General features: G+C 38.8%; 24 protein-coding genes and 1 riboswitch. Of the genes, 10 read left to right on the top strand and 14 right to left on the bottom strand.

Annotated features, from left to right (window positions below; genetic code table 11):
• Positions 1–76: 76 nt before the first annotated feature.
• A complete protein-coding gene (locus LH29_RS01890; RefSeq protein ID WP_045025856.1) occupies positions 77–772 on the bottom strand; it encodes a DUF4956 domain-containing protein in 696 nt (231 codons plus the stop codon).
• A 12-nt stretch (positions 773–784) separates the two neighbouring features.
• Positions 785–1858, bottom strand: a complete 1074-nt coding sequence (locus LH29_RS01885) for a hypothetical protein (RefSeq protein ID WP_045025855.1) — start codon at positions 1856–1858, stop codon at positions 785–787.
• A 191-nt stretch (positions 1859–2049) separates the two neighbouring features.
• Here LH29_RS01885 and LH29_RS01880 point away from each other — a divergent pair, with 191 nt between their 5' ends.
• Entirely contained in the window at positions 2050–2724 is a 675-nt protein-coding gene (locus LH29_RS01880) for a hypothetical protein (RefSeq protein WP_045025854.1), read from the top strand.
• A gap of 60 nt (positions 2725–2784) precedes the next feature.
• Here LH29_RS01880 and LH29_RS01875 read toward each other — a convergent pair whose 3' ends face one another.
• Together LH29_RS01875 and LH29_RS23560 are read right to left on the bottom strand one after the other, a co-directional pair.
• Positions 2785–5016, bottom strand: coding sequence for a PT domain-containing protein (locus tag LH29_RS01875; RefSeq protein WP_052670543.1), 2232 nt, complete (start codon positions 5014–5016; stop codon positions 2785–2787).
• A gap of 19 nt (positions 5017–5035) precedes the next feature.
• Positions 5036–5638 (bottom strand): hypothetical protein, encoded by a 603-nt coding sequence (locus tag LH29_RS23560; RefSeq protein ID WP_052670542.1) that lies wholly within the window; start codon positions 5636–5638, stop codon positions 5036–5038.
• A 200-nt stretch (positions 5639–5838) separates the two neighbouring features.
• On the opposite strand from LH29_RS23560, the gene LH29_RS01865 reads away from it, so the two are divergent.
• Positions 5839–6528: a porin family protein gene (locus LH29_RS01865; protein WP_045025853.1), complete on the top strand. Its 690-nt coding sequence runs from the start codon at positions 5839–5841 to the stop codon at positions 6526–6528.
• A 24-nt stretch (positions 6529–6552) separates the two neighbouring features.
• Here the strand turns inward: LH29_RS01865 and LH29_RS01860 are convergent, their stop codons facing one another.
• From LH29_RS01860 to LH29_RS01835, 6 genes are all read right to left on the bottom strand, one after another.
• Positions 6553–7176 (bottom strand): type 2 periplasmic-binding domain-containing protein, encoded by a 624-nt coding sequence (locus LH29_RS01860; protein ID WP_045025852.1) that lies wholly within the window; start codon positions 7174–7176, stop codon positions 6553–6555.
• A 14-nt stretch (positions 7177–7190) separates the two neighbouring features.
• The gene (locus tag LH29_RS01855; protein WP_157493532.1) at positions 7191–7982 is read right to left on the bottom strand and encodes a transporter; all 792 of its coding nucleotides are present in this window, start codon (positions 7980–7982) and stop codon (positions 7191–7193) included.
• 116 nt (positions 7983–8098) lie between these two features.
• Positions 8099–8527: a hypothetical protein gene (locus LH29_RS01850; RefSeq protein WP_045025850.1), complete on the bottom strand. Its 429-nt coding sequence runs from the start codon at positions 8525–8527 to the stop codon at positions 8099–8101.
• A 63-nt stretch (positions 8528–8590) separates the two neighbouring features.
• Positions 8591–9607: an META domain-containing protein gene (locus LH29_RS24220; protein ID WP_157493531.1), complete on the bottom strand. Its 1017-nt coding sequence runs from the start codon at positions 9605–9607 to the stop codon at positions 8591–8593.
• 28 nt (positions 9608–9635) lie between these two features.
• Positions 9636–9815 (bottom strand): hypothetical protein, encoded by a 180-nt coding sequence (locus LH29_RS01840; RefSeq protein WP_157493530.1) that lies wholly within the window; start codon positions 9813–9815, stop codon positions 9636–9638.
• Positions 9816–9820: 5 nt separating this feature from the next.
• Positions 9821–10690 (bottom strand): VOC family protein, encoded by an 870-nt coding sequence (locus LH29_RS01835; protein ID WP_045025848.1) that lies wholly within the window; start codon positions 10688–10690, stop codon positions 9821–9823.
• Positions 10691–11099: 409 nt separating this feature from the next.
• Here LH29_RS01835 and LH29_RS01830 point away from each other — a divergent pair, with 409 nt between their 5' ends.
• Complete coding sequence (locus tag LH29_RS01830) at positions 11100–11420, top strand: hypothetical protein (RefSeq protein WP_045025847.1); 321 nt, start codon at positions 11100–11102, stop codon at positions 11418–11420.
• Between the two features lie 117 nt (positions 11421–11537).
• Here the strand turns inward: LH29_RS01830 and LH29_RS01825 are convergent, their stop codons facing one another.
• Together LH29_RS01825 and LH29_RS01815 are read right to left on the bottom strand one after the other, a co-directional pair.
• A complete protein-coding gene (locus LH29_RS01825) occupies positions 11538–12320 on the bottom strand; it encodes a hypothetical protein (RefSeq protein WP_052670541.1) in 783 nt (260 codons plus the stop codon).
• A 648-nt stretch (positions 12321–12968) separates the two neighbouring features.
• Positions 12969–14084: a formylglycine-generating enzyme family protein gene (locus tag LH29_RS01815; RefSeq protein WP_052670540.1), complete on the bottom strand. Its 1116-nt coding sequence runs from the start codon at positions 14082–14084 to the stop codon at positions 12969–12971.
• A gap of 594 nt (positions 14085–14678) precedes the next feature.
• On the opposite strand from LH29_RS01815, the gene LH29_RS01810 reads away from it, so the two are divergent.
• The 7 genes from LH29_RS01810 to LH29_RS23555 all read left to right on the top strand — a co-directional run bounded on the left by LH29_RS01810 (position 14679) and on the right by LH29_RS23555 (position 23035).
• Positions 14679–15587 (top strand): aldo/keto reductase, encoded by a 909-nt coding sequence (locus tag LH29_RS01810; protein WP_157493529.1) that lies wholly within the window; start codon positions 14679–14681, stop codon positions 15585–15587.
• A 254-nt stretch (positions 15588–15841) separates the two neighbouring features.
• Positions 15842–17155, top strand: a complete 1314-nt coding sequence (locus LH29_RS01800; protein ID WP_045025844.1) for a tyrosine-type recombinase/integrase — start codon at positions 15842–15844, stop codon at positions 17153–17155.
• A 25-nt stretch (positions 17156–17180) separates the two neighbouring features.
• Positions 17181–18113, top strand: coding sequence for a hypothetical protein (locus LH29_RS01795; protein WP_045025843.1), 933 nt, complete (start codon positions 17181–17183; stop codon positions 18111–18113).
• Between the two features lie 88 nt (positions 18114–18201).
• A complete protein-coding gene (locus LH29_RS01790; RefSeq protein WP_045025842.1) occupies positions 18202–18495 on the top strand; it encodes a helix-turn-helix domain-containing protein in 294 nt (97 codons plus the stop codon).
• Positions 18496–18836: 341 nt separating this feature from the next.
• On the top strand, positions 18837–20150 hold the full coding sequence (locus LH29_RS01780; RefSeq protein ID WP_045025840.1) for a hypothetical protein: 1314 nt from the start codon (positions 18837–18839) through the stop codon (positions 20148–20150).
• A 549-nt stretch (positions 20151–20699) separates the two neighbouring features.
• Positions 20700–20796: riboswitch (SAM-I-IV-variant riboswitch) on the top strand.
• 556 nt (positions 20797–21352) lie between these two features.
• Entirely contained in the window at positions 21353–21895 is a 543-nt protein-coding gene (locus LH29_RS01770; protein ID WP_045025838.1) for a hypothetical protein, read from the top strand.
• 378 nt (positions 21896–22273) lie between these two features.
• A complete protein-coding gene (locus LH29_RS23555; protein ID WP_052670539.1) occupies positions 22274–23035 on the top strand; it encodes a YARHG domain-containing protein in 762 nt (253 codons plus the stop codon).
• 177 nt (positions 23036–23212) lie between these two features.
• On the opposite strand, the gene LH29_RS01760 is transcribed toward LH29_RS23555, so the two are convergent.
• Together LH29_RS01760 and LH29_RS01755 are read right to left on the bottom strand one after the other, a co-directional pair.
• The gene (locus LH29_RS01760) at positions 23213–23683 is read right to left on the bottom strand and encodes a hypothetical protein (RefSeq protein ID WP_045025837.1); all 471 of its coding nucleotides are present in this window, start codon (positions 23681–23683) and stop codon (positions 23213–23215) included.
• Positions 23676–24296: a hypothetical protein gene (locus tag LH29_RS01755; protein ID WP_045025836.1), complete on the bottom strand. Its 621-nt coding sequence runs from the start codon at positions 24294–24296 to the stop codon at positions 23676–23678. The genes LH29_RS01760 and LH29_RS01755 overlap by 8 nt, the downstream gene beginning before the upstream one ends.
• Between the last annotated feature and the right edge of the window lie 27 nt (positions 24297–24323).

The raw sequence follows: 24323 nt of genomic DNA, 5'->3' as shown, positions 1-24323 counted from the left end.
TATCCCCACCAGGGGACCAAGTCAATTGATTGACAAATCATTCCCACCAAAAAACAGCCTCTGCAACTACGCTGATTTAATAACTGCTGGTATCGTTGCTCTCCCAAATTGTGGGCGATTCGGCCGACGGCAAACCTTCTCCAGGGTTTTCAACAACCCTTTCGGGGTTATTTTCGTGAAAGTAGATCCAAACAGTAACTTCGTTTCTGGTTTTATTAATTTTATCCAGTTCAACCCGTAACACATCAATACCTGTATTTTGCCTGATCTCTTCCAGCAAACTCTGGTTATCATTAAGCACCGAAAAATCGGATGGAGTAAAAACCAAAGCCCGTTTTAGCGCATAAGCCCGGGGTTTATAATATTCCATTAGCAGCGCCGAAACGTTTATCAACAGGTTGGCAAGTATAAGCCCGAAAAGGGTTTGCATATTAAATTCGAGTAAGGCGTTTATTATGGAAACACCAATAACCAGGAACAGGTAGGTCATTTCTTTCAAATCGATAGAAGGCGAGCGGTAGCGAATAATGCCAAATATGGCGAACAACCCGAGTGCAAATCCCATATCTAAACTCACCCGATCAAGGATTGATGCGATCAGGAAGATCATCATTCCCATGAGGAAAAAAGTGAAAAGGTATTTAATCCGGCTGTTTTTGGGGTAGTAAACCACCCTGATAAGAAAGAAAATGGAAACAATATTTATTGCCAGCCGGATAAGAAACTCAGTCCAGGGTTCTCCAGTAATATGCATAAGTTGTTGCTCTGTCATTCTCTGTAAGTTTTAAAAATCAATATCTCTGCATTCATTTTTCAGCTTCCAAATCAGGTCCTGAGGTCGTTCAGCCAAAACGAAAAACTCATTAACAAACGATAATATATGCTTCTTATCCTTAACGTCGAGGTACTCAAAAGTTTCGATGGTATTTATTATCTCATCCTTTTTAGCATTAAATAAATCGATTGCCTCCCGGTAAACGTCCTCGTTTTCCTGGCAGTAGCCAAGGAAATCGCGATCGGTAACTTTCCTGGCGCTGCTCCATGTCTGCGACATTGCGTAACTGGTATTCACAAATCCTGCGTGATCGAAATCATAGGGAACCGGAACGGGATAGGGTTTTAAAAGCTCCGACAACTTGATGTATTTCATGTTATGCCCACCGTTAAAACGCCAGTCGGTATTTCCCAGGAAATACTCGAACAGAGCCACGAATGTACTTTCTTCGGGTAACAGGTTCTTCCCCAGCATGATCTCCTGGCGAACTTCAACCGCACTCAGTCGTTTGGTTAACAAATCCATCGGCTCAATCAAAAAACCAATTTGCTCATAGTGGCGTTCTTTCTTTCCGGTATCGATGTAATGAATATTCAACAACCTCACCCGAAAGCTGTTTTCGGTTAAAATAGTATAGACTTTGTAGGCCAGAAACTCGCGCAAAACATAAGCCCGGTAGGCTTTTGAGGCAGAACAATGAGTTACCATTTTTATTTTTTTAATTCCGGCTAACTCGGTTTGCTCAATGGGGTCGGTTTTAAAGTTCAGGTAAATCGGCGGAAAAAAACAATGCCCCCGACGAAAATTGCCACGTGCTTTCAGTCTTATATTTTTCACAATCGAGGTGCTGTCGGTTGGATGAATGATAAGCTCGGCCGGAAAATACGCTCCTTTGGCTTTTGTTCTGATAAATGATGAGATATCGTATTTTAAGGTAATGGTTAGTGCTTCTTCATTATCAAAAAAACGAATATCGGTAAGCGTATCAGCAACCGGATAAAAAAGTGCACTGTCGGCAGTTTGCTGCGCATAAGTACAATTCAGGAGCAATAATAAAACCAGACTAAATATTAAACGCTTCATTGCTGTCTGTTTAGTTCAAATATAAGGTATTTAATTCGCTGATTTACAACACCGTGATTAAGCAAAGATAATGTCATTCAGTTATTTTGTTGAAATAAGAGCTGCTGTTTACCATTTCTCTTCACTCATCATTACAACCACTCTTGATAAATTTTGTTATATTGTACATAACAACAACACATTTAGTTACAATGAAACAATTAAGTTATCTTCTAATCGCCGTAGGTTTTCTACTTACCAGTTGCGCATCAACCAAACTCATCAATTCATGGTCGGACAAAGACAGTACGCCAAAACACTACGACAATATTGGTGTAACGGTTCTTTTCCCCAATTCGTCGAACCGGTATGTTACCGAACACGCCATAGTTGATCAGTTAAAAGAAAAAGGATTAAACGGCATGTCAACCGTTGATGTATTTCCGTTGGCAGCGCGTATAAGCCAGGGCGAAGAGCTGTTAAAAGACTCGGAAGCTGTTAGAAAATCGGTGGTAACCAAAGTGAAAGAAAACAATATTGATGCCCTGATGATTGTTACCCTTTTTGATATAACGCATGAAAAAAGATGGGTGAACGACCGGAATATTGCCGTTGGCGGAACCGGTTACTATGGTACACCCTACGGGATAAGCGGAATGTACCACGATTATTATGCCTACTCGCTCGGAACTATTTACAACTCGGGCTACTATACCGACAATGCTACCTATTTTATTGAATGTAACCTGTACGATGTTGAGTCGGAAAAATTGATTTACCGCGCTCAATCAAAATCTACCAATATTAAATCGGTTGAAGACGAGGCAAAAGCTTTGGCCTACCTTGTTACCAAACAACTGATTAACAAGAAAGTGGTTTCGCGCTAATAGAGTCGAGACAAAACGAAAAAAGAGCAGATATCAAAAATATCTGCTCTTTTTTATGCCTCATCGTCTCATTCCACCACCTCGTGTTGGCATTGGGCGGCTTCGCGGAGTAGTTGTCGGTCGGGTATTCCTAAAATTATTATACCGGGTTGTACCCCTGTTTCGGCTGTTAAAATCACGCTCTAAAGTATTTGGTCGCGTTGATGGCCTTGCCGACGGACGCTGAGTGGGTTGCGTTGGTCTTGTTGCTGGCCTTTGCGTTGGCTGAGTTGGCCGGGTCGACGGGCGCTGCGTTGGTTGAGTTGGGCGTGTGCTTGGACGCGTTGCATTGGTATTTCCCGATTTGTTTGGCAGATCGGGACGTGTGCTTGGCCGCTTATTCTCCTGCTGCCAGTTGCCGTTGTTATCACGACGCATGATGTTTCCATCGCGGTCGGTATAAACATTGTTCGGGCGAGATGACGGGCGCGAAGAAACATTGTCTCTGCGGTTGGGCAGATTTGTATTTCGCACATCGCTTGTACTTCTTATTCCACGGTCTCTGCGGTTATAAATGTTTCGCGAGTTGTACCGGCCGTTGGCATAACCACCTGCGTAACCCCGCAAATAGCCATCGCGGTAGCCATGATGATACCCGTGATGATAGCCATGGCGGTATCCGTGACGATAACCTGCCGGCCCCCACCAGCCATAACCTCCACCGTAATAATTCATATGAAACCATCCGTAGCTGAATCCTACATTAAAGCCCCAACCTGTGTACGGATTGTAGTGTACACCAAAACCAAAGGTCCACGGGCGCGGATAATAGTAACTGCCATACCATGGGCGGTAGTAATAACCGGTTCCGTAAAAAACGCAGCCATTGTACCAATACGAGTGGCAATATCCTGGTGTGTAACCTACATAAACCACATCGGGCGTTGAATCGTAGATATACACATATTTTACGTTGTAAACCGGGGCGCTTGGCGGAATTTCATCCACCTCTACAGGACGCGAATCGCTAACAATCCACGGGCCGCTTGCTTTTGTTGATTCGAACCAGATTCCATCGTCGACACAATAATATTTTCCTTTAATGCGCAATACTGTGCTTGCCGTGTTTATAGCATATTCCACTTCTGAGTCTTCAATTTTCTCAAATTTAGGATCACCATCATATTCCACAGTAACCGTTGCTGTTTTACGATCAACTACTGCAGTTTGCGGCATTTGCTGTTCGTATTTTGCCTCTTTTGCCTCGGGTGTTCCCGGCACACTGGCTCTTACTGTCGCAATCGACTCATCTTCCGGAATTTTAGCAAAATCTTCGGGCAGATCATTCGGCTCTACAAATGCCCAATCGCCATCGGCCAGTGTTTTTGAGCTAAACCACCTTCCATTCAGCAACACAAAATGATTCTGCGAATTGATGTCCATTATGATATCGTTTTCCGAGTTTTTCACGTACAGCAGCGATGTGCCTTTTATGGTTTCGTACTCCAGTTTACCGTCAGAACTGATGAGCTCGGCAGGTACCGAACTAACAATGATCTCCGGAATCGCATCGCTTCCTTCAACTTCCGGTTCTTTCTCTTTCTCCATCATTTTATCGGCCACCTTTTTCACCTCTTTCGGAACCGACTTGGTTTGTTTCCAATCTTTGCTCAACACATCAGAGGCCGTAAACCAATAATCTCCACCTTTCAGAAAATAATCCGATTTCCGTTTCAGAATCAGGAAAGGTGTATTCTGCACATATTCCAGGCTTGAGTTTTCCACCGTTTTCATAATCGGATCACCATCGATAATCACCAACACCGATGGCGACGAGCGATAATAAATTTCGGGCGGATTGTTGTTGAGTTGGTCATTCAACAATTCCAGGTTTTCCTCATTTTCGAGGTCGGCCAAAATACGATCGAGCGACATTTGCACATCCAGAGCTTCCAAATCTGCGATAACCAATTCCTTAAGCTTTTCCAGTTTTGATTCATCTTCCACATCAGGGAATTTTACCATCGGAATTTCCAGTTTTACCAGGTCGGCTGTCCGGTTTTCCATATCGGTTAAAAGCGTTGCGCTAAACCACAAGGCACCAAAAATCATTTCGTCGTCTTTCGTATTAATCGAAACAGCCATCCGGCCATCGAGCATGTTTCCGTTCAGCGACTCGAGTTGTGGCTGGTAAAGCGTAATTACATTTCCTGAGGCCTCAATTTCGCGCGGCCAAACAAGCTTTTCTTTGCTGTTTGCCGTAAAAGCGGTAAGCGTAGCCAGTAAAAGGCAAATAAACCGTAAAGTCTTCATAGTATAAATTAATTTGTTTCTAGTCTTGTAAACGAATAATTAACCCGGCGCCTAAATCCCAATGTACTATGGGCACGTTAAAACTTACTCCACCGGAACATCCACTCCCACCTGTTCCGATTCCACACCAAAACCCGGCGCCATCAAATTCAAGTGGCAACATCAGGTTGGTAAACAAGCGCAGGCCAACCCTGTCGGAAAGAAATACCTTGGCACCTGCCCCGATTCCTCCGGAGAAAAGCCATGTGCGCTCGTCGCCACCCGACGTTTGCACATAACGCGATGTACCAAAACTTACTTTGGCAAACGGCACTACTGTTCCGGCCGAGAATTCGCGAAGCATACCAACCTGGTAGTGCTCAACGGCCATATCAACCGTGTTCAAAAAAGTATTTCCTTTTGTATCGCTTCGTTCGTAACTCAATTCGGCATACATCATATCATCAAACTGCACACTGAATAAACCACCGTAAAGTGCATCGTTTTTTACATCGAAGTAACGCCCGTAATTTTGTACTTTCCCGGCAATTGAATAGCCGAAAATTGGTGTTACTTCAATGCTCTGCGCAAAAAGTGCCCATCCGGAAAACAGGAAAAGCATTGTAACAAAGGTTTTTCTCATGAAAAAATAAATTGATTATGTTTGATAAAATCACAATACAAAAGTTCGGACTTTTAATTCTGAATCGCAAATAAAATTACCCGCATACCCCTTAAACAAATGTTCTTTTTACTGTTCACAAGGCATTGCCCATCATTGGTTTTATTCCTATCTTGTATACACTTGTTTAATTCAGGACAAATCGTTTGTAAAACTGATAAATGAAGAGAATACTGATCATAAGCACATTTCTTCTGCTGGCTAACCTATCAGGCGCACAGATAATCATTTCTTTGCTGCTGGGCGACAAGTTAAACTCTCCTAACATTGAGTTTGGACTTGAAGGAGGATTAGACTTCACGAACGTTAACGGATTTGATAACACCGGAAACCTCCGTGCCTTTAACCTTGGAATGTATTTCGATATAAGAGTGAAAGACAGCTGGTTTCTGCACACCGGATTTCAGGGCATTTCGAACCTTGGAATGCGTAATCTTTCGGCTTCTGATCTAGAATTTCTGGAAGCAGAGACATACAATGTGGAAGGCAGATACAACCAAAAGGTGAATGCTTTTATGGTGCCGGTTTTGGCCAACTACAAATTCGATAACCACATTTACGTGGAAGCCGGCCCTCAAGTGGGTTGGTTGTACAAAGGATGGGTAGCCTTTTCGTCGGACGAAGACAACAAAGACATCAGAATAAAAGACTATAATAAAGACTTGCTGAACTGGTTTAATGCCGGCGTTGCCGTTGGTGCCGGGTACAAACTTTTTCGCGGTACAGGCTGGAGCATTGGAGTTCGCTACTACCAGGGACTGACCGATGTGTTCAAAAACCGCTCATCAAGTCTTCATCACTCCTTGCTTTTAAAAGTAAATGTTCCGATCGGAGTGGCTAAACCCGATTAAAAATTAATTTAATTCGTTTGACGATTATTGTTTTAAAACTCCTGATTTTAACAAGGTTTTCACCATTGAATAGGCATGATCTTTTGCTCCTGATTCGTACGAAACAGGATCGATTAATTCGGATTGTCCCGACCAGATAATGGCATTTTCTTTTGTTGTTGCAGCCGTATCGAACAAACGCGATTCAATTACAAAAGAAGTTTCCTGCCGGTAATAACCCGGGCGGTAAACATAACCATAACCGTAATAAATGTGCCGTGGAAAAAAATAAGGATAGGGGCGATAGAAACTGTCGTACTCATAAACTTCCTGCGATTGCACATCCACAAGGCTCGATACAATTACAGCGTCGTAATCGGATGCTTTGATCTTCGACTCGATTCCCTCCTCGCTTAGTTTGTCGATACTAACAACAGGCGGAAATAATTTCAAACTGTTCTCTGCCTGAAATCCTTCTTCCTGCAAAGCTTTCACAATGGTGTTTTCAAAAACTGTCCGGGCTTCCAGGTTTTGAGAAATGGCCAAAACCAAAATATTATCAAAACTTTTTGCGGTGTAATTCTCTTTTGTCCAGGTGTATTTCATTGTTGGAACACAAGCTGAAAATAACAGACTAATAAGAGCTGCAACTATCCATTTACGTTTCATAATTCAATATTTTTCTATTTTGGAAATAAAAATACAAGTACAGAACGTACACCAAATTTCGATTTGGCATGGTCGGGCGCGGCAAGATTAAATCTCGGACCAATAGCAAACTGCACTTTCTGTTTTCCCATGGAAGTAACTGCACTAACTACAGGGTTCAGCCACACATTGGTAGTTTCGGCTTTCCAGTTTTGGGTGAGTTCCAGGTTAGCGCCAATACCGGCACCCGATTTCCAGTTATAGGTAAAAAATGGCTGAAGGAACATATTGCTAACCGTGTTGTTTTCATCCAGACTCCAAATCTGGTTTACCAATCCGCCAAACGTCATTCCGTTGGTTTGATAAAGTGCCACAGCAGTAGGCCCAATCCCAAATTTGTCAGCCGAAAATGCATCTCCTCCGGTTGGAAGCAGAAGAACAGGCCCCACTCCCCAGGTTATTTTTGACACTTTTGGGCTGATAAAACCACTAATTACCGCATCGCCAATCCCACTTTGGCTGGTACCTTCTCCACTGATGTCGTATTGGGTATACACCGGCAAAATAACGCGCGTTATCAGATTAAGATTTTCAGAAAGAGACACGGGGATTACCGGCTGAATATTTAAGGTATTTCTGGATCCGTTAAATTCGCCAATTCCCACATCCAGGTTATTTTGTAGCGGAAGACTGATAAGGCTGGCAATCGGATTTGACAGCTTTTTTGCCAATTCCGCAGCTTCGTTTTTAGCTTCATCCTGCCCGGTAACAAGAAACGGACAAAGCGTAACCATAGCCAGAAATAATACACGAGCAAATCGATACATATTTTTAATATTTGTTGTCAATAACATTTATATTCTCAATTCAGGTATAGAATTTTTCGTAGGTTTTAGCACTAATTTAATCCACTCCGAAATTCATAATTCCTAAGAGCATAATACTAGTCCTTCTTTTTATCCTCCTTACGTTTTTTGCCCCAAATCTCCACCTTTGCACGCTTATTGGTTACAATGGTTCCCATCGAATCGTATTCCAATTCCAGGTCGGTTAGTTTATTGTCTTTTCCGGGCAAATCAAAATTCATGGTCGACATTCCCTTATTAAGCACTCCGGCAGCCGGGTCGATTTCTTTCTTCTCGCCATCTGACATTTTTACATGAATCTTTTTGATTTTTACCGCTCCCTGAACACAGGTAATTTTAATTTTAGAGACATTACGTTCTTTTCCGGTTAAGGTAACTTTGTCTTTATCTGCTTTAAAAGCCACATTTTTTTCGCCCAGTTTAATCCAGTCGTCGCCGGGTTGTGCCATCGATTGAACGGCAAAAGCGATAATAATCGCAATTATAAATACTACTTTTTTTTCCATTTTAATATCTGTTTTGGTTATACATTGTTCACTACTGATCTACAATTTACGAAATCATACTCTTTAATCCACTTTTTTTAATACCAGCAAAACTTCGCCCTTTTCGTCGAGCAGCGTAAGTTTCATATTCGCAATTTTATAACTACGAACCTGTGGAATTACTTTATTGAATTTATCGGCAAAGGTCATGTCGGGACACATTTTTCGGGTGCCGGCCAGCGGGCCAAATACCAGCTCGTTGTTGGTTAATGTTGCTATAGCCCCGGTAAAATTATTGCACCCATCGCTTCCCATTGCTTTCATTTCGGCACTGTTAATTTCAAGTCGTGGTGCTTTATCTGCATCGGCTACTGTTTCTCCATCAACAATTTCGGCTACCCAAATGTCATTCAGCAAAACTTTTGCTTCGGTGGCTTTGGTAAACTCCAACAACTCGGTGCCCGATTCATCGGTAAATACCAAGCTGTTTTCTTTCAACTCATACTTTTTTACAGCAAGTAGCGCTTCGTTAAACGCTTTTGAAATGCTCATGTCAGGGCACATTTTCTGTGTACCGGCTATGGCACCCAACTCAATGGTATTTCCATTAATTGCTATAATTTGTCCGGTGAAATTGTTGCAGTTATCGATGCCGCTTATTTGCATGTCGCGAATATTAATTTGCAAATTGGGTAGCACTCCGGCACCACGCGACCGTGGTAATTTAATCACCGATCCATTTATTTTAAGGGCCTCCCAGCTTCCATCCAAAGCAAGTTTGGTATCTTCTTTTTTCTCCAGCACTTCCACCAAAGTATAATTAATCGACGAAGCATCGGCAGGAACATTTTCAAGCTGTTCCTCTTTTACTTTCAGCTTGTAAATAAATCCGGGTTCGTATTCAAAACCTTCAATCTTTGAATAGAAGTTGGTCCATTTACCGGGTTCAGGAGTTTCACCTTTTTGAACCAACATACATTTCATCGGGCCTACTCCAACACAGTCGACACGATAACTATTCACCCAATAAATAGCTGCTTTTTCGCCCGGATTACAAGCAGCAAAAAGTAGAATAATTCCAACTATTAATATATTTTTCATTTCTTGAGTTTTAACGTTAAACAGTTTCTTATAACCGGCCTCCACTGTACATATCAAGACTGACGTGAGGATCAAGTTTCGGGCCATGCGGGCCAAAGCGAACATCAACACCGGCATTGGCTCCCCAACGCATGTTTAAGCAAGCTGACAAGGTAAATCCGGCTGCCAAAATCACTAAAACGATTATTAATTTTATTTTTCTCTTCATGACGCTTATCTTAAAATCCATTGTTGTATTGTAAACTGTGCTCCCGTTGGATCCATAAGTACGGCAACGGTTCCTTTACGAATTGATGATGTAGGTTCCATCATTACATGAGCTCCTGCAGCTTTGGCTTTCTCCACTGTGGCATTTACATCTTTCACTTTAATGTAGGGCATCCAAGCGCTTCGGGCACCTTCAACAGGATTTCCAATGGCTCCGGAGAAGGTATTCCCATCGTTGCTAAATAAATAGTACGGCACTTTGGCAGCTTCAACTTCCTGTGATTCGGCACCGGTTAATCCTTTGTAAAATTCTATTGACCCCTCCAGGTCGTTGGTCCACAACTCATTCCAAAGCCACGAATTCATGCTGATATTCCCGGCACGTCGAGGATTTGGATCACCGCTTTCCGAATTCAGAAAAGCTATGAATGCACCTTGCGGATCTTGCACCAAAGCGGTTTCGCCACGTCCTTTAAAAGCTGCTTTTTTGAAAATGGTTTTACCGCCTGCTGCCTGATTATATTGCAGTGCAGCATCAACATCCGGAACCGACATTGAGCCAATCCACTCGGCTGCTTTGCCATATTCATCGGCTAATTTAAACAGGCCGCCAATGGCTACACCATCATTTTTTATAACATAATACATGTTTTCGCCGGCACCAAGGCTTTCAAATTCCCATCCAAAAACATCGGCGTAAAAATCTTTGGCGCTTAGCGGATCATAGGTTGCCAGATCGTGCCAAACAAACTGCCCCTGATTATGATTGTTGGTTGGTGTTTGCGACACCGGGGGAAAGGTAATGACTGAATTACAAGCCATTAACACTATTGCCGAAACAATAATTGCGGAAATAACTTTAATTTTTTGTTTCATTTGATATTTGTAATTGTTGTGTACTTGTGTTTCATCGGAGTAGTAAGTTCGGAAATTTTTCCCGGTTGCACCAAATGTTTTGGAGGTATTTAATACAAAATAGGCTGTTTTGGTGCTATATTTTGATCCTTTCTTTTATTTAGCGGAGGTTTTTGAGCAAAAATTCACAACAAACTCAAATACTTCACGGAATATTTTGATTTTTATGTGTAAGATCTTAACTTACATACTGTTAATTGAAAACAGAATAAAAACCGAACTCAGATTACAGGAATCTTATTAGAAATGAACCCGAAAACAGACAAATAATACCATTCAAGCTATACTAAAAAATGGGCCACCCTTGCCCTGACAAGCTATTGGGTGACCCAGGCAAATAAATAAATTATTCACAAAAACAAATTTAGTTATGGGATCGCAAAACGAAAAAGAAAAACGCGATTATGTTACGCAAGTTTATGTAATTACAGAACAAAACACCAGTCGTTTAACCGATGTAGGTTTCGACCCTGCCAACCGTTTAACACAGTTACAAACCAAAAGAGATGAAGCCAACAGTGCCGAAGGCCGGCAAAAAGAAATTCAGGCCGAAGCTATGGCAGCCACAAAAGTAGCCAACGAAAAACTCGACGATGCCTACAAAGATGCATCGGCAGTGGTAAGCCTGATTGAGGGGTTACTGGGTAAAGACGATCCGTTGGTACACAAGCTACGTACGCTAAGGAGCTAAAACATTTATTTGAACTATAAAAATATCGCTTGGTTTGAGGTGGTATTTTTTATCAGACCAAAATTGCCTGACTGTAAATAGTCAGGCAATTTTGCAGATACTAACTTGCTGCAAATTTTAAGGCATCTCAATACTCACTAATTCAATCATTATCCTCCCTCCTTTCGGTTGCAGTTCCAAAACCATACCTACGCCAGGTGCGTAAAACTTGTGCTCACGTCCTCCGGGCTCAAGTGGAGTCCATTCCATGGTTTCCAAACATCCTTCAAAAGTATCGTATTCAATCTCAACGGTTTTGTTCAGATTAATAACCATGGCCATATCTTCTGCTTCGTCTTCGTAAAATTCCTGCTGGTATTTCATCCCCATTTTAGGATGGGCAGGCATCAACATCCCCGGTAATGCACCATCTACTCCCGCTTCCCACGAACCTTCGGTGCTCCATTCTTCTTCTTCATCATCCCATTCTTCGCTGTACTCGCCAAAATACCACACATTTCCTTCATTATCTTCTGCAAACCAGTCGTCGGTTGCTTCCATAAGTTCACCATCGAGCCAAACCGTATCGGTAACAACGGTTGTCATTACTCCCTTTATTTCTTTTGTACGGTCTGTTACCGTTACCTTAATGGTTTCCATTCCATCTTCAGTTTCGCCTTCATACACAAAAACTTTTCCGGTTTCAAAAGCAACAAATTCGTTTGTAAAACCGGGAACAAATTCCCAGGCTCCAGGGAATTCAGGGAGATAAGACATGCTTTTCAGAGCTACCTGTGAATCTTCATCTAATATCGGAGTGTCTTCTCCGGTTACATTACAACCGGAAAACAGAACTCCCAAAATGAATACACCAAACACGGCGACACAAGAATACTCCATAATCTTCCACTTCTTTTTCATAACAATTCATTTAAGTTAATAACTACTCTTAAACGAAATTTTAAGAGTACCTGTATATTGGAATCTGGCTTATACAACCGTATTGAAACTATACGAAACGATGGGCATATTGTTTCTTTGCAGACTAAAGTTGAAAATGACTGAAACTTATCGGGTCAGAATAGTTCCGGAGTGCTCCATAATAGATATTTCCTATGGGATAACGATTAGGGAGTGGGTCATATCTATTATGACCAGGGTCAGAATGATTTTGGAACGGGTCAGAATGATTCTGGAGCGTTCCGTAATAGATATTTCGCATGGGATAATGATTTTGGATTGGGTCAGATCTATGATGGACAAGGTCAGAATGATTGTGGAACGTTCCGAAATGATTAGAACCCTTACAAAAACATAGCGAGCTTAAACCGGATTTAGCATCCCGCATATTTTCTGCAATAATTCATCATTAAAAACTCTTCCTGAGCGAGGAAACGTTCAAAACCGATCCTTAATCCGCAATGTTTTTTTGCTTTTCTGCAAAAAGTGGTCGTTTTAGTCCAATCATTATGACTGGCTGCTTTGGGGGAGTTGAATTGACAGTAGCTCAGTTATTAAAACCGATAAATAGCACCTTTGTCTCAGCTACTTGATTCGTGTGCCGAACTGTTAGTCTATTACACACCTGAATCCGGTGTGGCTAATGCCTGTATTAATTTCGCCGGGCATGCGGGCTGCCACCCGGTAGCTTGAGCAATAACTGTCGTTACACAAAAATGATCCACCCCGAATGGTTTTTCGTTTATCGTAAGGATTTCTTGCATCATTACTTTTCTCTGGTCCTTTCGGATCGACCGTAACTTCATCGGTTGGCAGACTTTTGTAGTAGTCCTGGTCGTACCAATCGGCTGTCCATTCCCACACATTGCCGGCCATATCGTATAAACCATAAGAATTTGGGGCATACGACTTTACCGGAGCTGTAGCAAAATGTCCGTCTCTCTGGGTATTGATGTTCGGAAAGTGTCCGTTCCATGAATTGGCTTTTGGCGAGCCGTCTTCAATGTGTTCGTTTCCCCACGGATAAATATTGTTTTCCAGTCCGCCGCGCGCAGCAAATTCCCACTCGGCCTCGGTTGGTAATCGTTTTCCTGCCCATTTACAGTATGCAACTGCATCATTCCAGCAAATATGAACTACCGGATGATTCTCGCGACCAAAGATCGTACTTTCAGGCCCTTCAGGATGTTTCCAGTTGGCACCAACCACCCACGACCACCACTGAGAAATATCGTTTAGGGGAACTGCCTGCGATGGCGGCGTAAAAACCATCGATCCTGCTTTTAACATTTCTGCCGGAGGCCTGGCAGTACCCGGCGGGACCTGTGTTTTCATCACTTCCCAATCAATATCCTTTTCAGCTTCAGTGATGTAGCCGGTTTCATCCACAAATTTTTTGAATTGCGCGTTGGTTACTTCATGCTCATCCATCCAAAAATTTTTTACTTCTACCGCGTGCTTCGGATATTCATCAGGTCGGGCCTGATCGTTGTCGGCACCCATTTCAAAAGGCCCCCCTTTAATAAAAACCATTCCCTCCGTCCCGGAAGTTTGTGGAATTATCTCTGACGAATCGGGCTGCACCAAAAACCGCGATTTGGAATTTACATTACAACACGATAACTCTTCCTTAGCCACATCGGGTGCTGTTTTTGGTTCTTTTTTTGAATTACAGGCAACAGAAACAATAAACAATATGATTAGAAAAGGATATAATCGACACATTTTGTCCGCTTAAAATTTCTATCTACAACCTGAAAACAAACAAAAGGTTTATTAGTATTTTATTAAAACAAAGGCCGGTTCAATAACCGGCCTATCTTGAATGTGTTTCTCTTAATGCTTGCTAAAATCTATATACAGCACATTAAGTTTAACCCTTACAAGGTACAATAAATAAGTCTAAACACGTATAGAAAAGAATAATTATTTCTCGCTAAACAACTAAGAACCTGCTATTTAACAATGCATTCATTATAAAAAACAACAAGGATAATTGGTAGAGCTTTTATTGAAACAGGAGTGTATATAAACGAAGAAAGGGCAGTTCAACAACTGCCCTTTTACTAATGTTAACCCCCAAACACACATCGTGCTGAACGCACGACAATACAAATGAACAAAAAAGTATTTAGTTATCAAAACAATGATTGATATTTTTCTATTTTTTTAGATTTTTTTACATTTTCTGCCTTCACAATTTCTTTTGCAGGCATTTCAATTCTCTGTTTTCTAATGCAGTAGCCAGTCTACTTCTTTTATATGCTCCAGAAAAATTTGTAGCTTTGATACTAATTCTCATCTATAAAAACCAAAATCATGGCAACTCATATTTCCGCAATAAAAGCATTTGGTAAAGATTTCCCGGCAGATTATTCCATTCCCAAACGTAAATTGGGAAAAACGAATGAAGAGTTGTCGATAATCGGGTTTGGAGGCATTATGCTGAACGATAATCCGCAGGAATTTGCAAACGAATTGGTGGCCAAAGCTTTTGATTTAGGTGTAAACTATTTCGATGTGGCACCCAAATACGGAAACGCCGAAGAACGCTTGGGGCCGGCACTTAAACCCTACCGAAAAAATACCTTTCTGGCTTGCAAAACCCGGCAACGCGATGCTGCCGGAGCACAAAAAGACCTCGATAACTCGCTACGAAAACTACAAACCGATTATTTCGACTTATACCAACTGCACGAGCTAACTACTGATGAAGAAGTACAAACCGCTTTTGGTAAAAAAGGTGCGCTGGAAACCCTGGTAAAAGCCAAAAGAGACGGAAAAATAAAACATATTGGGTTTTCGGCACATTCGGTTAAGGCGGCTTTATTTGCGTTAAAAAACTTTGATTTCGATTCGATACTTTTCCCCATTAATTTTGCCTGCTGGAATGCCGGCGACTTTGGCCCCCAGGTTTATGCCGAAGCAGAAAAACAAGGCATCGGGATTCTGGCTTTAAAAGCCATGGCACTTACCACGTTTGGCAAAAAGGAAGACCTGATCTTTAAAAATTGTTGGTACAAACCCATCGACGACGAAAAAGTAATGAAACTGGCACTTCGTTATACCCTTTCGAAAAAAGTAACGGCAGCTATTCCTCCGGGCGAATACACCCTGTTTTTAAAAGCGCTGGAGTTTATGCAGGATTTTAACCCGATTGATGAAGAGGAGACAAAAGAACTGCTGGCACTGGCCAAAACTACCAAACCGGTGTTTATGCATGGTTGATTAAAATAAAAGGCCACTGAAAATCAGCGACCTTTGTAGTCCCGACGGGAATCACAACTATCATTTTTATAGCTCTTCAAAAATATTAAAAAACCCTGTATATATCCCTATTTTCAACTCTTTTAGCCAAACAAAAGGAAGAGAGCCAATTGAATAAAATAGTATATAATAGTATGATATTGCAATCTGGTTGACTAAGCGTTGACTAAATTTATATATTTGCAATACACTACCTACATAAACAAGAGGACATAATGGCATCAATCAAATTTCTAATTCAAAGCACAAATTCTCCAGCCAATATCTATTTGCGTTTGTCAATCGATCGTAAAAAGGTTTTTAAACGAAAAACCGGATATGTAATTAACACTAATGACTGGAGTGCCACAACAGGTATGCCTAAAAATGGAGGTGATGAAGAACAGAAGAAACGAAGAGGCGATATTGAAAGAAAATTAAATTTACTTTCTTCACGATTGAAGGAAAACCTGAACGATGCAATATCCTCAGGCTTCAATATAAATGGTGATTGGGTACAGAAACAAATTGATGACATTCAAAACAGAAAACAAGACACGGACCTCAATCTTCTTGTCAACTACTTTCAATACTTTATCGACAACCTACCATTTAAAACACAACGAAACAACACCCAGGGAGTAACAGAAAGAACGACAAAAAAGTACCGAACAGTAAAAAAGAAGATTGCTAAATTCGAGGAACAGAACAAGAAACAATATCAGGTACGAGATGTAAACCTAAGGTTCAGAAATGACTTCATCAAATACCTTAAAGATGTAGATAAACTTTCTGTTTCTACCGTAGGCCGCTATATTAAATGTGTTAAAACAGTGTGCCTGGATGCCAGAATAAATGAAATCGAAACACACACGCAACTTTTAGAGATTAAGGGTTTCACCGAATCCACAAATCACCCCTTTCTAAGTTTTGAAGAATTAGACACAATTCAAAATAAAGACTATGGCCGAAATGCATTAAATAATGCACGAGATTGGTTAATCATCGGATGTTATACTGGTCAACGCGTTTCAGATCTACTTACATTAACAGAGGATAATATCCAGATACTCGGAGGTTACAAAATGATTGTCCTAACACAAAAGAAAACAAAAAAGGAGGTAGCTATTCCAATACACGACAAGATTAAGCCAATCCTTGAAAAAAGAAATTGGAGATTTCCCGATTACATAAGTGCTCAAAAATTCAATCTTCATTTAAAGGACGTCGTAAAAGAAGCTGGAATAAAAGAAGCTATACTTGGAGGTAAGATGAATAAGAAGACAAAAAGAAAAGACTTCGGTATTTTTGAAAAGTGGGAGCTAATAACCTCTCACATTTGTCGTCGGTCTTTTGCAACAAACTTTTACGCCGAAACACCAACAGCATTGCTTATAAACATCACAGCGCATAGTACCGAAAAACAATTTTTAGAGTACATTGGTAAACCGGCAAAAGATTTCTCAGTTCAACTTGCGGACTTCTGGAATAAAGAGGCCATGAAGGATAAAAAAGAAAGCAAATTAGAACTCATAAAAACAGCAAACTAAAAATCCTTAAATATTTTGCTCTAAGATGGAAAACGACAAATATCTAATATCAAAAGAACTACAACAAAAGTTAAATCTACTGGCTACTATGATATTTGCAGATAATAATGAAAGAAATATTACTGACATTCTAAATGATCAGCTTGAATTTAATACTCTTTTTAATCAGCTTTATTCAGAGAGCAATAAAAATGATTATTACTGGCAATATTGCACTCTTAACACATATGAACAACACTATGCTCAAAGGGAGAAAGAATTTATCAATCAATATCCCGATGCTAACGATAAAGATTTTGCTCAAAATGAATTAAAGGAAATTCAGGAAAACTATATTTCAATAAAGGAAAAAGTATATATAGATCCTGACCATGGATATCCCGTCCCTGAAGATGTTGAAATAAATTCATATTGCTATAAATTTAAATTCATAGGTCTTGATCCCGAAAATTTGATCCTGAATTTCCTTACGCCAGATATCATACAAAAGATAGAATATACACAAAAAGCGAAGATCGAATTTTTAAAGGCAAAATGTTGTTCAATAATTCAGTTTTCAGAACAAGATTCAAAAACAAATTCTGAAGAAATAATTGACAATAAAGATATTGGCCCCAATGCTGATGGAATTGATAAGGTAGCAATTGATATAGAGAAACCCGAAGACTATAAGGACCTAAAACATATTAGAATATTTACAAAAAATAATTTTAAGCTATTTGAGCATATCAACAATGAATTTGTACGCAGTAATTATAAGGTAAAAGACTATAGCTATATTTATTGGCAAATGAGAGAAGATGGTGAAATTCATTATGGAGTGAGGCCAGTTGAGTTCCTAACATGGTTGCAGCATAATAATTATTTACAGGAAGAGGTACTTCAGCTATATTCTGAACATAGAAAAACACCTAATCAAAGAAAGAAAGAATATAATAACATAAAAAGCAGTTATTAATCACTTGTACTGAAAATAGTACAAAATGATACTAACCACAGTTTACCCCTTTTAAAATCTTGCACTCAATAAATAAATATTGAGTGCTATGGAAAAATCATTACAGTTTATTCAAACAACACCGAAAGAATTGCAACAGGCAATAATTGATGGTGTAAAAGTTCATCTCGAACAAATCAAAAAAGAGTTTCAACCGAAACAGGCAACAGAGTATCTAACAAGAAACGAAGTTAAAGATCTTCTCAAAGTTGATCTCAGCACTGTTCATAATTGGACAAAACGTGGTAAACTTCGTGCCTATGGATTAGGCAATCGTGTATACTACAAGAGGACAGAAGTCGAGGCAGCAATTAAACCCTTAAATTCAAAGGAGGATCTGTAATGAAGCCAAAGAAAATATTGCAGATTCCTGAGGAACGCTTAAGTAAATCCTCAAATAACCAAAAGCAAAAAAGATATACCAGATCATTACCTGAAAATTTCAAAGGTACCGGTGAGGTTAAGCCCTATTATTTTTCTCTTGTCCAAAAGACAGATCGAGGTTTTTGCTATGAAGTTACTCTTAATGGTATTGTGACTCACTACGAAACTTTCAGACGAAAAATTAACAAAAGGTTTGGGTGCATTAGCTATCCTGGATCAAGTTCATTCGGAATCTGGGCGTGGACGTTTCAAAGTCGAAATGCTGCAATTGCAAAACTTCAAACACTTTAATGAAGAACAGTGGTAAAGCATTGCCAATCTGTTAAAAACTTTCAGCTCATTCCGGAGAAGGTGATGGCCTGCGTTGAGGAAATCGAGAAGAAGATAAAGGGCGATATCAGTGGCTACAAACGGGATTATCTTCTTGAGACTATAAGTGCCGTTGCTACACGACAGCGGAAAAATGATAATGGAGAATATCTACCTGCACAAATACAGAAATCGTATTTAAAGAAACTTATTCCACAGGGGGATAAGTACCTTGATGGATTAGTAAATACTAATATTATCAGACGATCGGGGCAATACACTCCAGGAGAACGAAGTTTTGAGTACTCCATCGAGCCAAACTTCAAATCGCCATATGCTAGGCTACCTTTGACAAATGCAAAGCTGATTAGAAGGTTGCAAGTGGTCTATAACAATAAAAAAACTAAGAATTCCAAATCCGTACGCGGAAGGTCTGAACAAGTTAAGTATCTCCGAAAATTGACAATGACAGAAGACGTATTCGATGCAATTGAAAGGCATTATAGTTATAAGCAGACTGATTCCTACAATTATGCCTTGGCTTCAGCGACAAAAATACAAAATCGATCATTTTCTTTTAGTGTGGATAAAACCTCCCAACGCTTTCATTCAAACATAACAAACATGCCAAAAATCTTGATTCCATATTTGAGAATTAATGGTAAGTCACTTAATGAGGCCGATGTCAATAACTGTCAGCCATATTTAACTGCTGGCTTACTGAAACACCCTCAGCGATTCGCAGAATTTACATTAGACGAGGACTTATTTATGATGCTAAACTCCTTAGTTGTGCCCGACAATCAGGATGTTAAGACTTATACATCATTGACTACTAAGGGCGAAATTTATGAATTTCTGCGTGATCATGCATGGCAAAGAGGTATCCCTTTATCCAACGATCCTGAGGATGCCAGGTCTCAAGTAAAAAAGGAACTTTTTAGAATTATGTTTGGATTATCATATGTGCCAGCTGAAAAATCTGGGAATAGGATACAAAGGGAAATGACATTATTGTTTAAAGAAAAGTTTCCTACAGTGTGGAATCTCTTTAGTCAGATCAAAGGAGATTATCATATTTATAACCGGTTTGCTATTCTTCTGCAAAGAGTAGAGTCGCATATTATACTTGATATTGTTGCCAAAGAAATTGAAAACCAAAAATTGGGCCCATTCCTAACCAAACATGATTCTGTTTTTTTAGTCGATAACGTTGAGGCCGTTGAGGAAATCTTGACGAACTCTTTTCAGAATTTTACAGGTTTCTCACCTAAAATATCAATTAACAGACATAAAGAGGTATAGAGGAGGAAAGGAAGGGAGAGGAAGAGGAAGAAGTGATATGATGCTAGAGCCTATCTAAGACACTCACTGTCTGAGTCTTGACAATTCACTACCTGCATTTTGTCGATAGGATAAAAATTCAGATTAAATCTAAAGTTCATGATTGTCTTTTTTTGAGTTTGGCGTGAAATAGTCTTTACACTATCACTATTGCCATTTTAAGCCTGACGAACTCAAATTTTTGCCACTTTCTCCTTTTAATAATTGTGGCATACCATTGCATGAATTGAAGCCAAAATATCTCACTTCGTCACTTACATAACAATCTTAGATCTACGATTTAAAGAATTACCATAAACCATAGCTCTATTCCAACTTGCATGAATTCTATCCAGACGATAATAAGAGATTCAAATACCTAAAGGTTATATGAGGTTTTTTAACTCCGAAAATCTAAGAGCCCATAGTTGTCAAGACTTTAAGGAAGTCCTAACAATAAACTATATGAAGGTAAATACTTGATATTCCAAGAAACATAATTGTATTTTTTAAATTAAATTTATAATCTTTGTAATGCATCATGAGCCCGGAGCAATCCGGCGCCAACCGAGCAAGAAAAGCCACGGTGGTTTAGTATGCGGACAGTCTGTCAAATAAAATAACAATTCAGACATTATCCGAAATAAAATGATGCACAAGTATTAACACATAAAATTTGTGCAAAATGAAATTTTTAAACATTGATTTTAGTAATCTATCTTTATCAAGAAGTGAACTTATACAACTTCATCGCTCTGTTATTTATCTTGATAATTATCAGGAGCTTGATATGGGTATTAGCATGCTTTTACATGAGGACAATCCCCAGTACGAACTACTTTTCTTAGAAAGCTCCTTTTCGAATTCAATACTGACTCAACTAACCCAGAGTTCGGACCTTTATTATTTCTCATGTGACGAGAACTTCCAGAATCTATCAAGTGGCATCCTATATACACCAAAACGAAAAGGAGAAAATTGGGTAAAACTTCATTTCAATTATCTTCTCATTTACAAGGTAGAGCACCTTTATTACAGAAAAATAGTAAAATCAGAACATGAAAATTTAGCGCGTTTTGTAGCTAAGGATTTGTCAAGACTTTATGACCAAATAATGCTGTCAAAGATGGTGAAAGGAGAGTCAGACAGGAATTTAAACCATTGGTGGATGAATCGTTACTAAAATGAAACCAAAAGACATGTCACGAATAAGCCTTAAAAGCAAAGACTCAAATGAGTTCAAAACATATGTAGAAATCGGGAAAGCATACTCCGGATTTCCTGAGGAGTTTTATGCCCTATTGCCTGGCTATGCCGGGATAGAACAAGGAAATTGGCTAAAGTTGTTTCAAGATCTGTCTCCCGGGGAACAAATTGATATAATAAATTACATTTTCAAAGATTCTCCGGAATCATATCCGGAATTAGCCAATAAACTAAAGCCGGAAGAAATCAGACTTAACAATTTTCTTCAGAAATATTACGATGATGCCCTTTTTGAAGGAGGTTTAGATTTCTATGATCTGGATAAGAATGATGGTTGGGAAATAGAGGATGAGATTTATGACGATGATGGAAATACCTTAAAAATGCTTTTCAAAGAAGGGTCAGTTGTTCTATTTCTTGATGGATTCAGTTACTTAAAGCATTCTCGATACATTTCAGAAAAGAAATACGCTGAAATTGAAGAAAAGTTGGATTTTTTTGTTTCGTTACTTTTAGAATGATAACTTTTACGGATATTCGCAACGCTACTATCAATCAATGTTTTATGACTAATATTCTGACACCTATCACTCTGAAAATCGATCAATAATTTGCATTTTAAATTTTATTAGAATAATAAGATAGATTAAAGGTAAGAGTGGTTCGAGAATCTTATTTTATGCTTGAAAAAAGAATGAACTTTTAATTGATGAATCAATCATTCCGATTACAACACCAATCCGTAATTTTTTCTGATTATTACTGTTGTATTAGAAAAACACACAGCCTATATTTGATATAATAAGTAATTTCCTCTATACCTTTTCTTAAAAATAACTAAATTGTAGATTTAAAGTAATTTCCTAGAAAGAGTATAGATTTAATAATTTAAAACTTCCATGAGAAAAGTCTATTTGCTATTATTTGTCTCATTTTTCTTTTCATGCTCCAATATTAAACAGAAGAAACAACAGTTTTTAAAGACTTATCACGATAGCGGGGTCTATAATTTTGAAGAGTTAATGGATATGAATTTATCCGAACTGCGGATCAAAAGAAATGAGATTTACGCCAGACGTGGATATATTTTTAATTCAAAGGTACTACAAGAAGTATTCTCGAAAGAGGGATGGTACAAACCGAAATATAGAGACGTGAGTCAACGCCTTGATGAAATCGACAAGATAAATATTAAACTAGTTTTAAAAGCAGAAAAATTCAAAAAACAAATATTAATTCTATCCAATAATACCAACGGTCCAAATGCACAGAAATTAATTTATATGGCAAAAATCAATAATATATACCATGTGCCAATGAGGGTGAATAATATAGATATGTTCTTTATTATAGATGAACATAAAGATGCTATTTCCATCTCCTTGGAAGAAGTGCTTTTTATGTATAAGGAAGGCAGTTTATCTGAGGACGATATATTTGGAACAAAAGATTTCTCACTGGCTAATGGAAAGATAAAGAACGATACTAAGATTATATTGAGAGAATTATGTATTGGGAATATTATTTTGAAAAATATTGGTGCTACTATTGTTGATGACATTGAAGCTCCCATGCTAGTCGGCAAATCATTTCTGGAGAATTTTTCTCAATTTACAGTTGACTATGATACTGGAATTATTTCAGTACATGCAATAAACTAAAGTGTCCAAATGAAATGATTATCATCAATTTTCTGTTTATGGATTTGCATTTTAGTTTCAATAATCGTTAATCATTCATTTTTTTGATCAATTTTACAATTCTTAAGAAAAATACACTTTTACAATATTTATGAAGTACGTTCATTTATTTGACAGCTTTTTCATTAAAGCCACTTCTTAAAAAGCACCTTTTTCAATATCTTTTTTCGTTTCTAATTCGCTAAACAACTCTTGCACATAAACATAGCCATCAGGATGAGGCACTTCAAAATCGATGGCTACTGAAACAAAGTTCCTTAATATTTCTTCAGAACTCTCATAAACCTCATACAGGATATTTAGTGTTTGGTCTCGAAAAGTTTCAATTCTTTTTCTAATTTCCGGATCTTCTTTCTCCGGATTTGGATCCTCAACAATGAATGGGAATTCTTTCATAAGTTCATACGTTGGTTTAAGAAAATATGATTCACTACAAAATCCTTCGTATAGATCGGCAAGTACCAATATAAAATCTTCTGCCTCGGTACGAGTTTTTAGTCGGGGCTCGAACTTGTTCCACTCTTTTCTGAGCCAATCAAAATCGTCGCCTGTTTCCCAGATATAGAAATGCGCACAAGCAAATTCCCTAATATGATAAAATTCACACATGTTGGCCCGGTTTTAAAATGGTATTTATAATATTTCCGACTTTGTTATGAAAGAACCATATAACACCAAGTATTAGAATTATAAACAGCTTCACCTTCCAGTATGGAATGATTATTGCCAATAGTGAAACAACCAATATGCTTTTAATTAAAAATACTTCACCTCGTTCAGACTTGGAAAAAAACTGTATATGTTGCAATTTTTGGTTTTCCATATCAAGTAATACAATACCATCACTTTCTATAACAAAATCATACTCAAGAAGCTGTCGTCGAGTATTGCGATTTCTGATATCAATGGCAGATGTGCCCGACTTCACTTCGACAATATATGTTTTTCCATTTTTTTTTGCAATGTAATCCACTTTCAAGTCTGATTTGAAGGGCTTTCCGTTAACCTCAAAATTGTGAACAAACTGCTGTTGGGAATTAACAACCTTGTAGCCTCGTTTTTGCAGCAATGTTTTGGCTTTCTCTTCCATTACTATACCTCGCTCAAAACGACTTTTTTGTTTTCTCTTTTTCCATTTTTCTGATATATAGTATTTTGCCACAATTACAATAAGAAAAAGTATAAGGCCGTAAAGAATTATATTTTCAAGGACTAGTTGCATTTGTCTATATTCATTATTAAAGTTTTA

This window comes from Draconibacterium sediminis (assembly GCF_000949475.1).
GTDB classification, from domain to species: domain Bacteria; phylum Bacteroidota; class Bacteroidia; order Bacteroidales; family Prolixibacteraceae; genus Draconibacterium; species Draconibacterium sediminis.
Note: the sequence above shows the minus strand (reverse complement) of the source record. Positions and strands in the feature narration are given on the sequence as shown.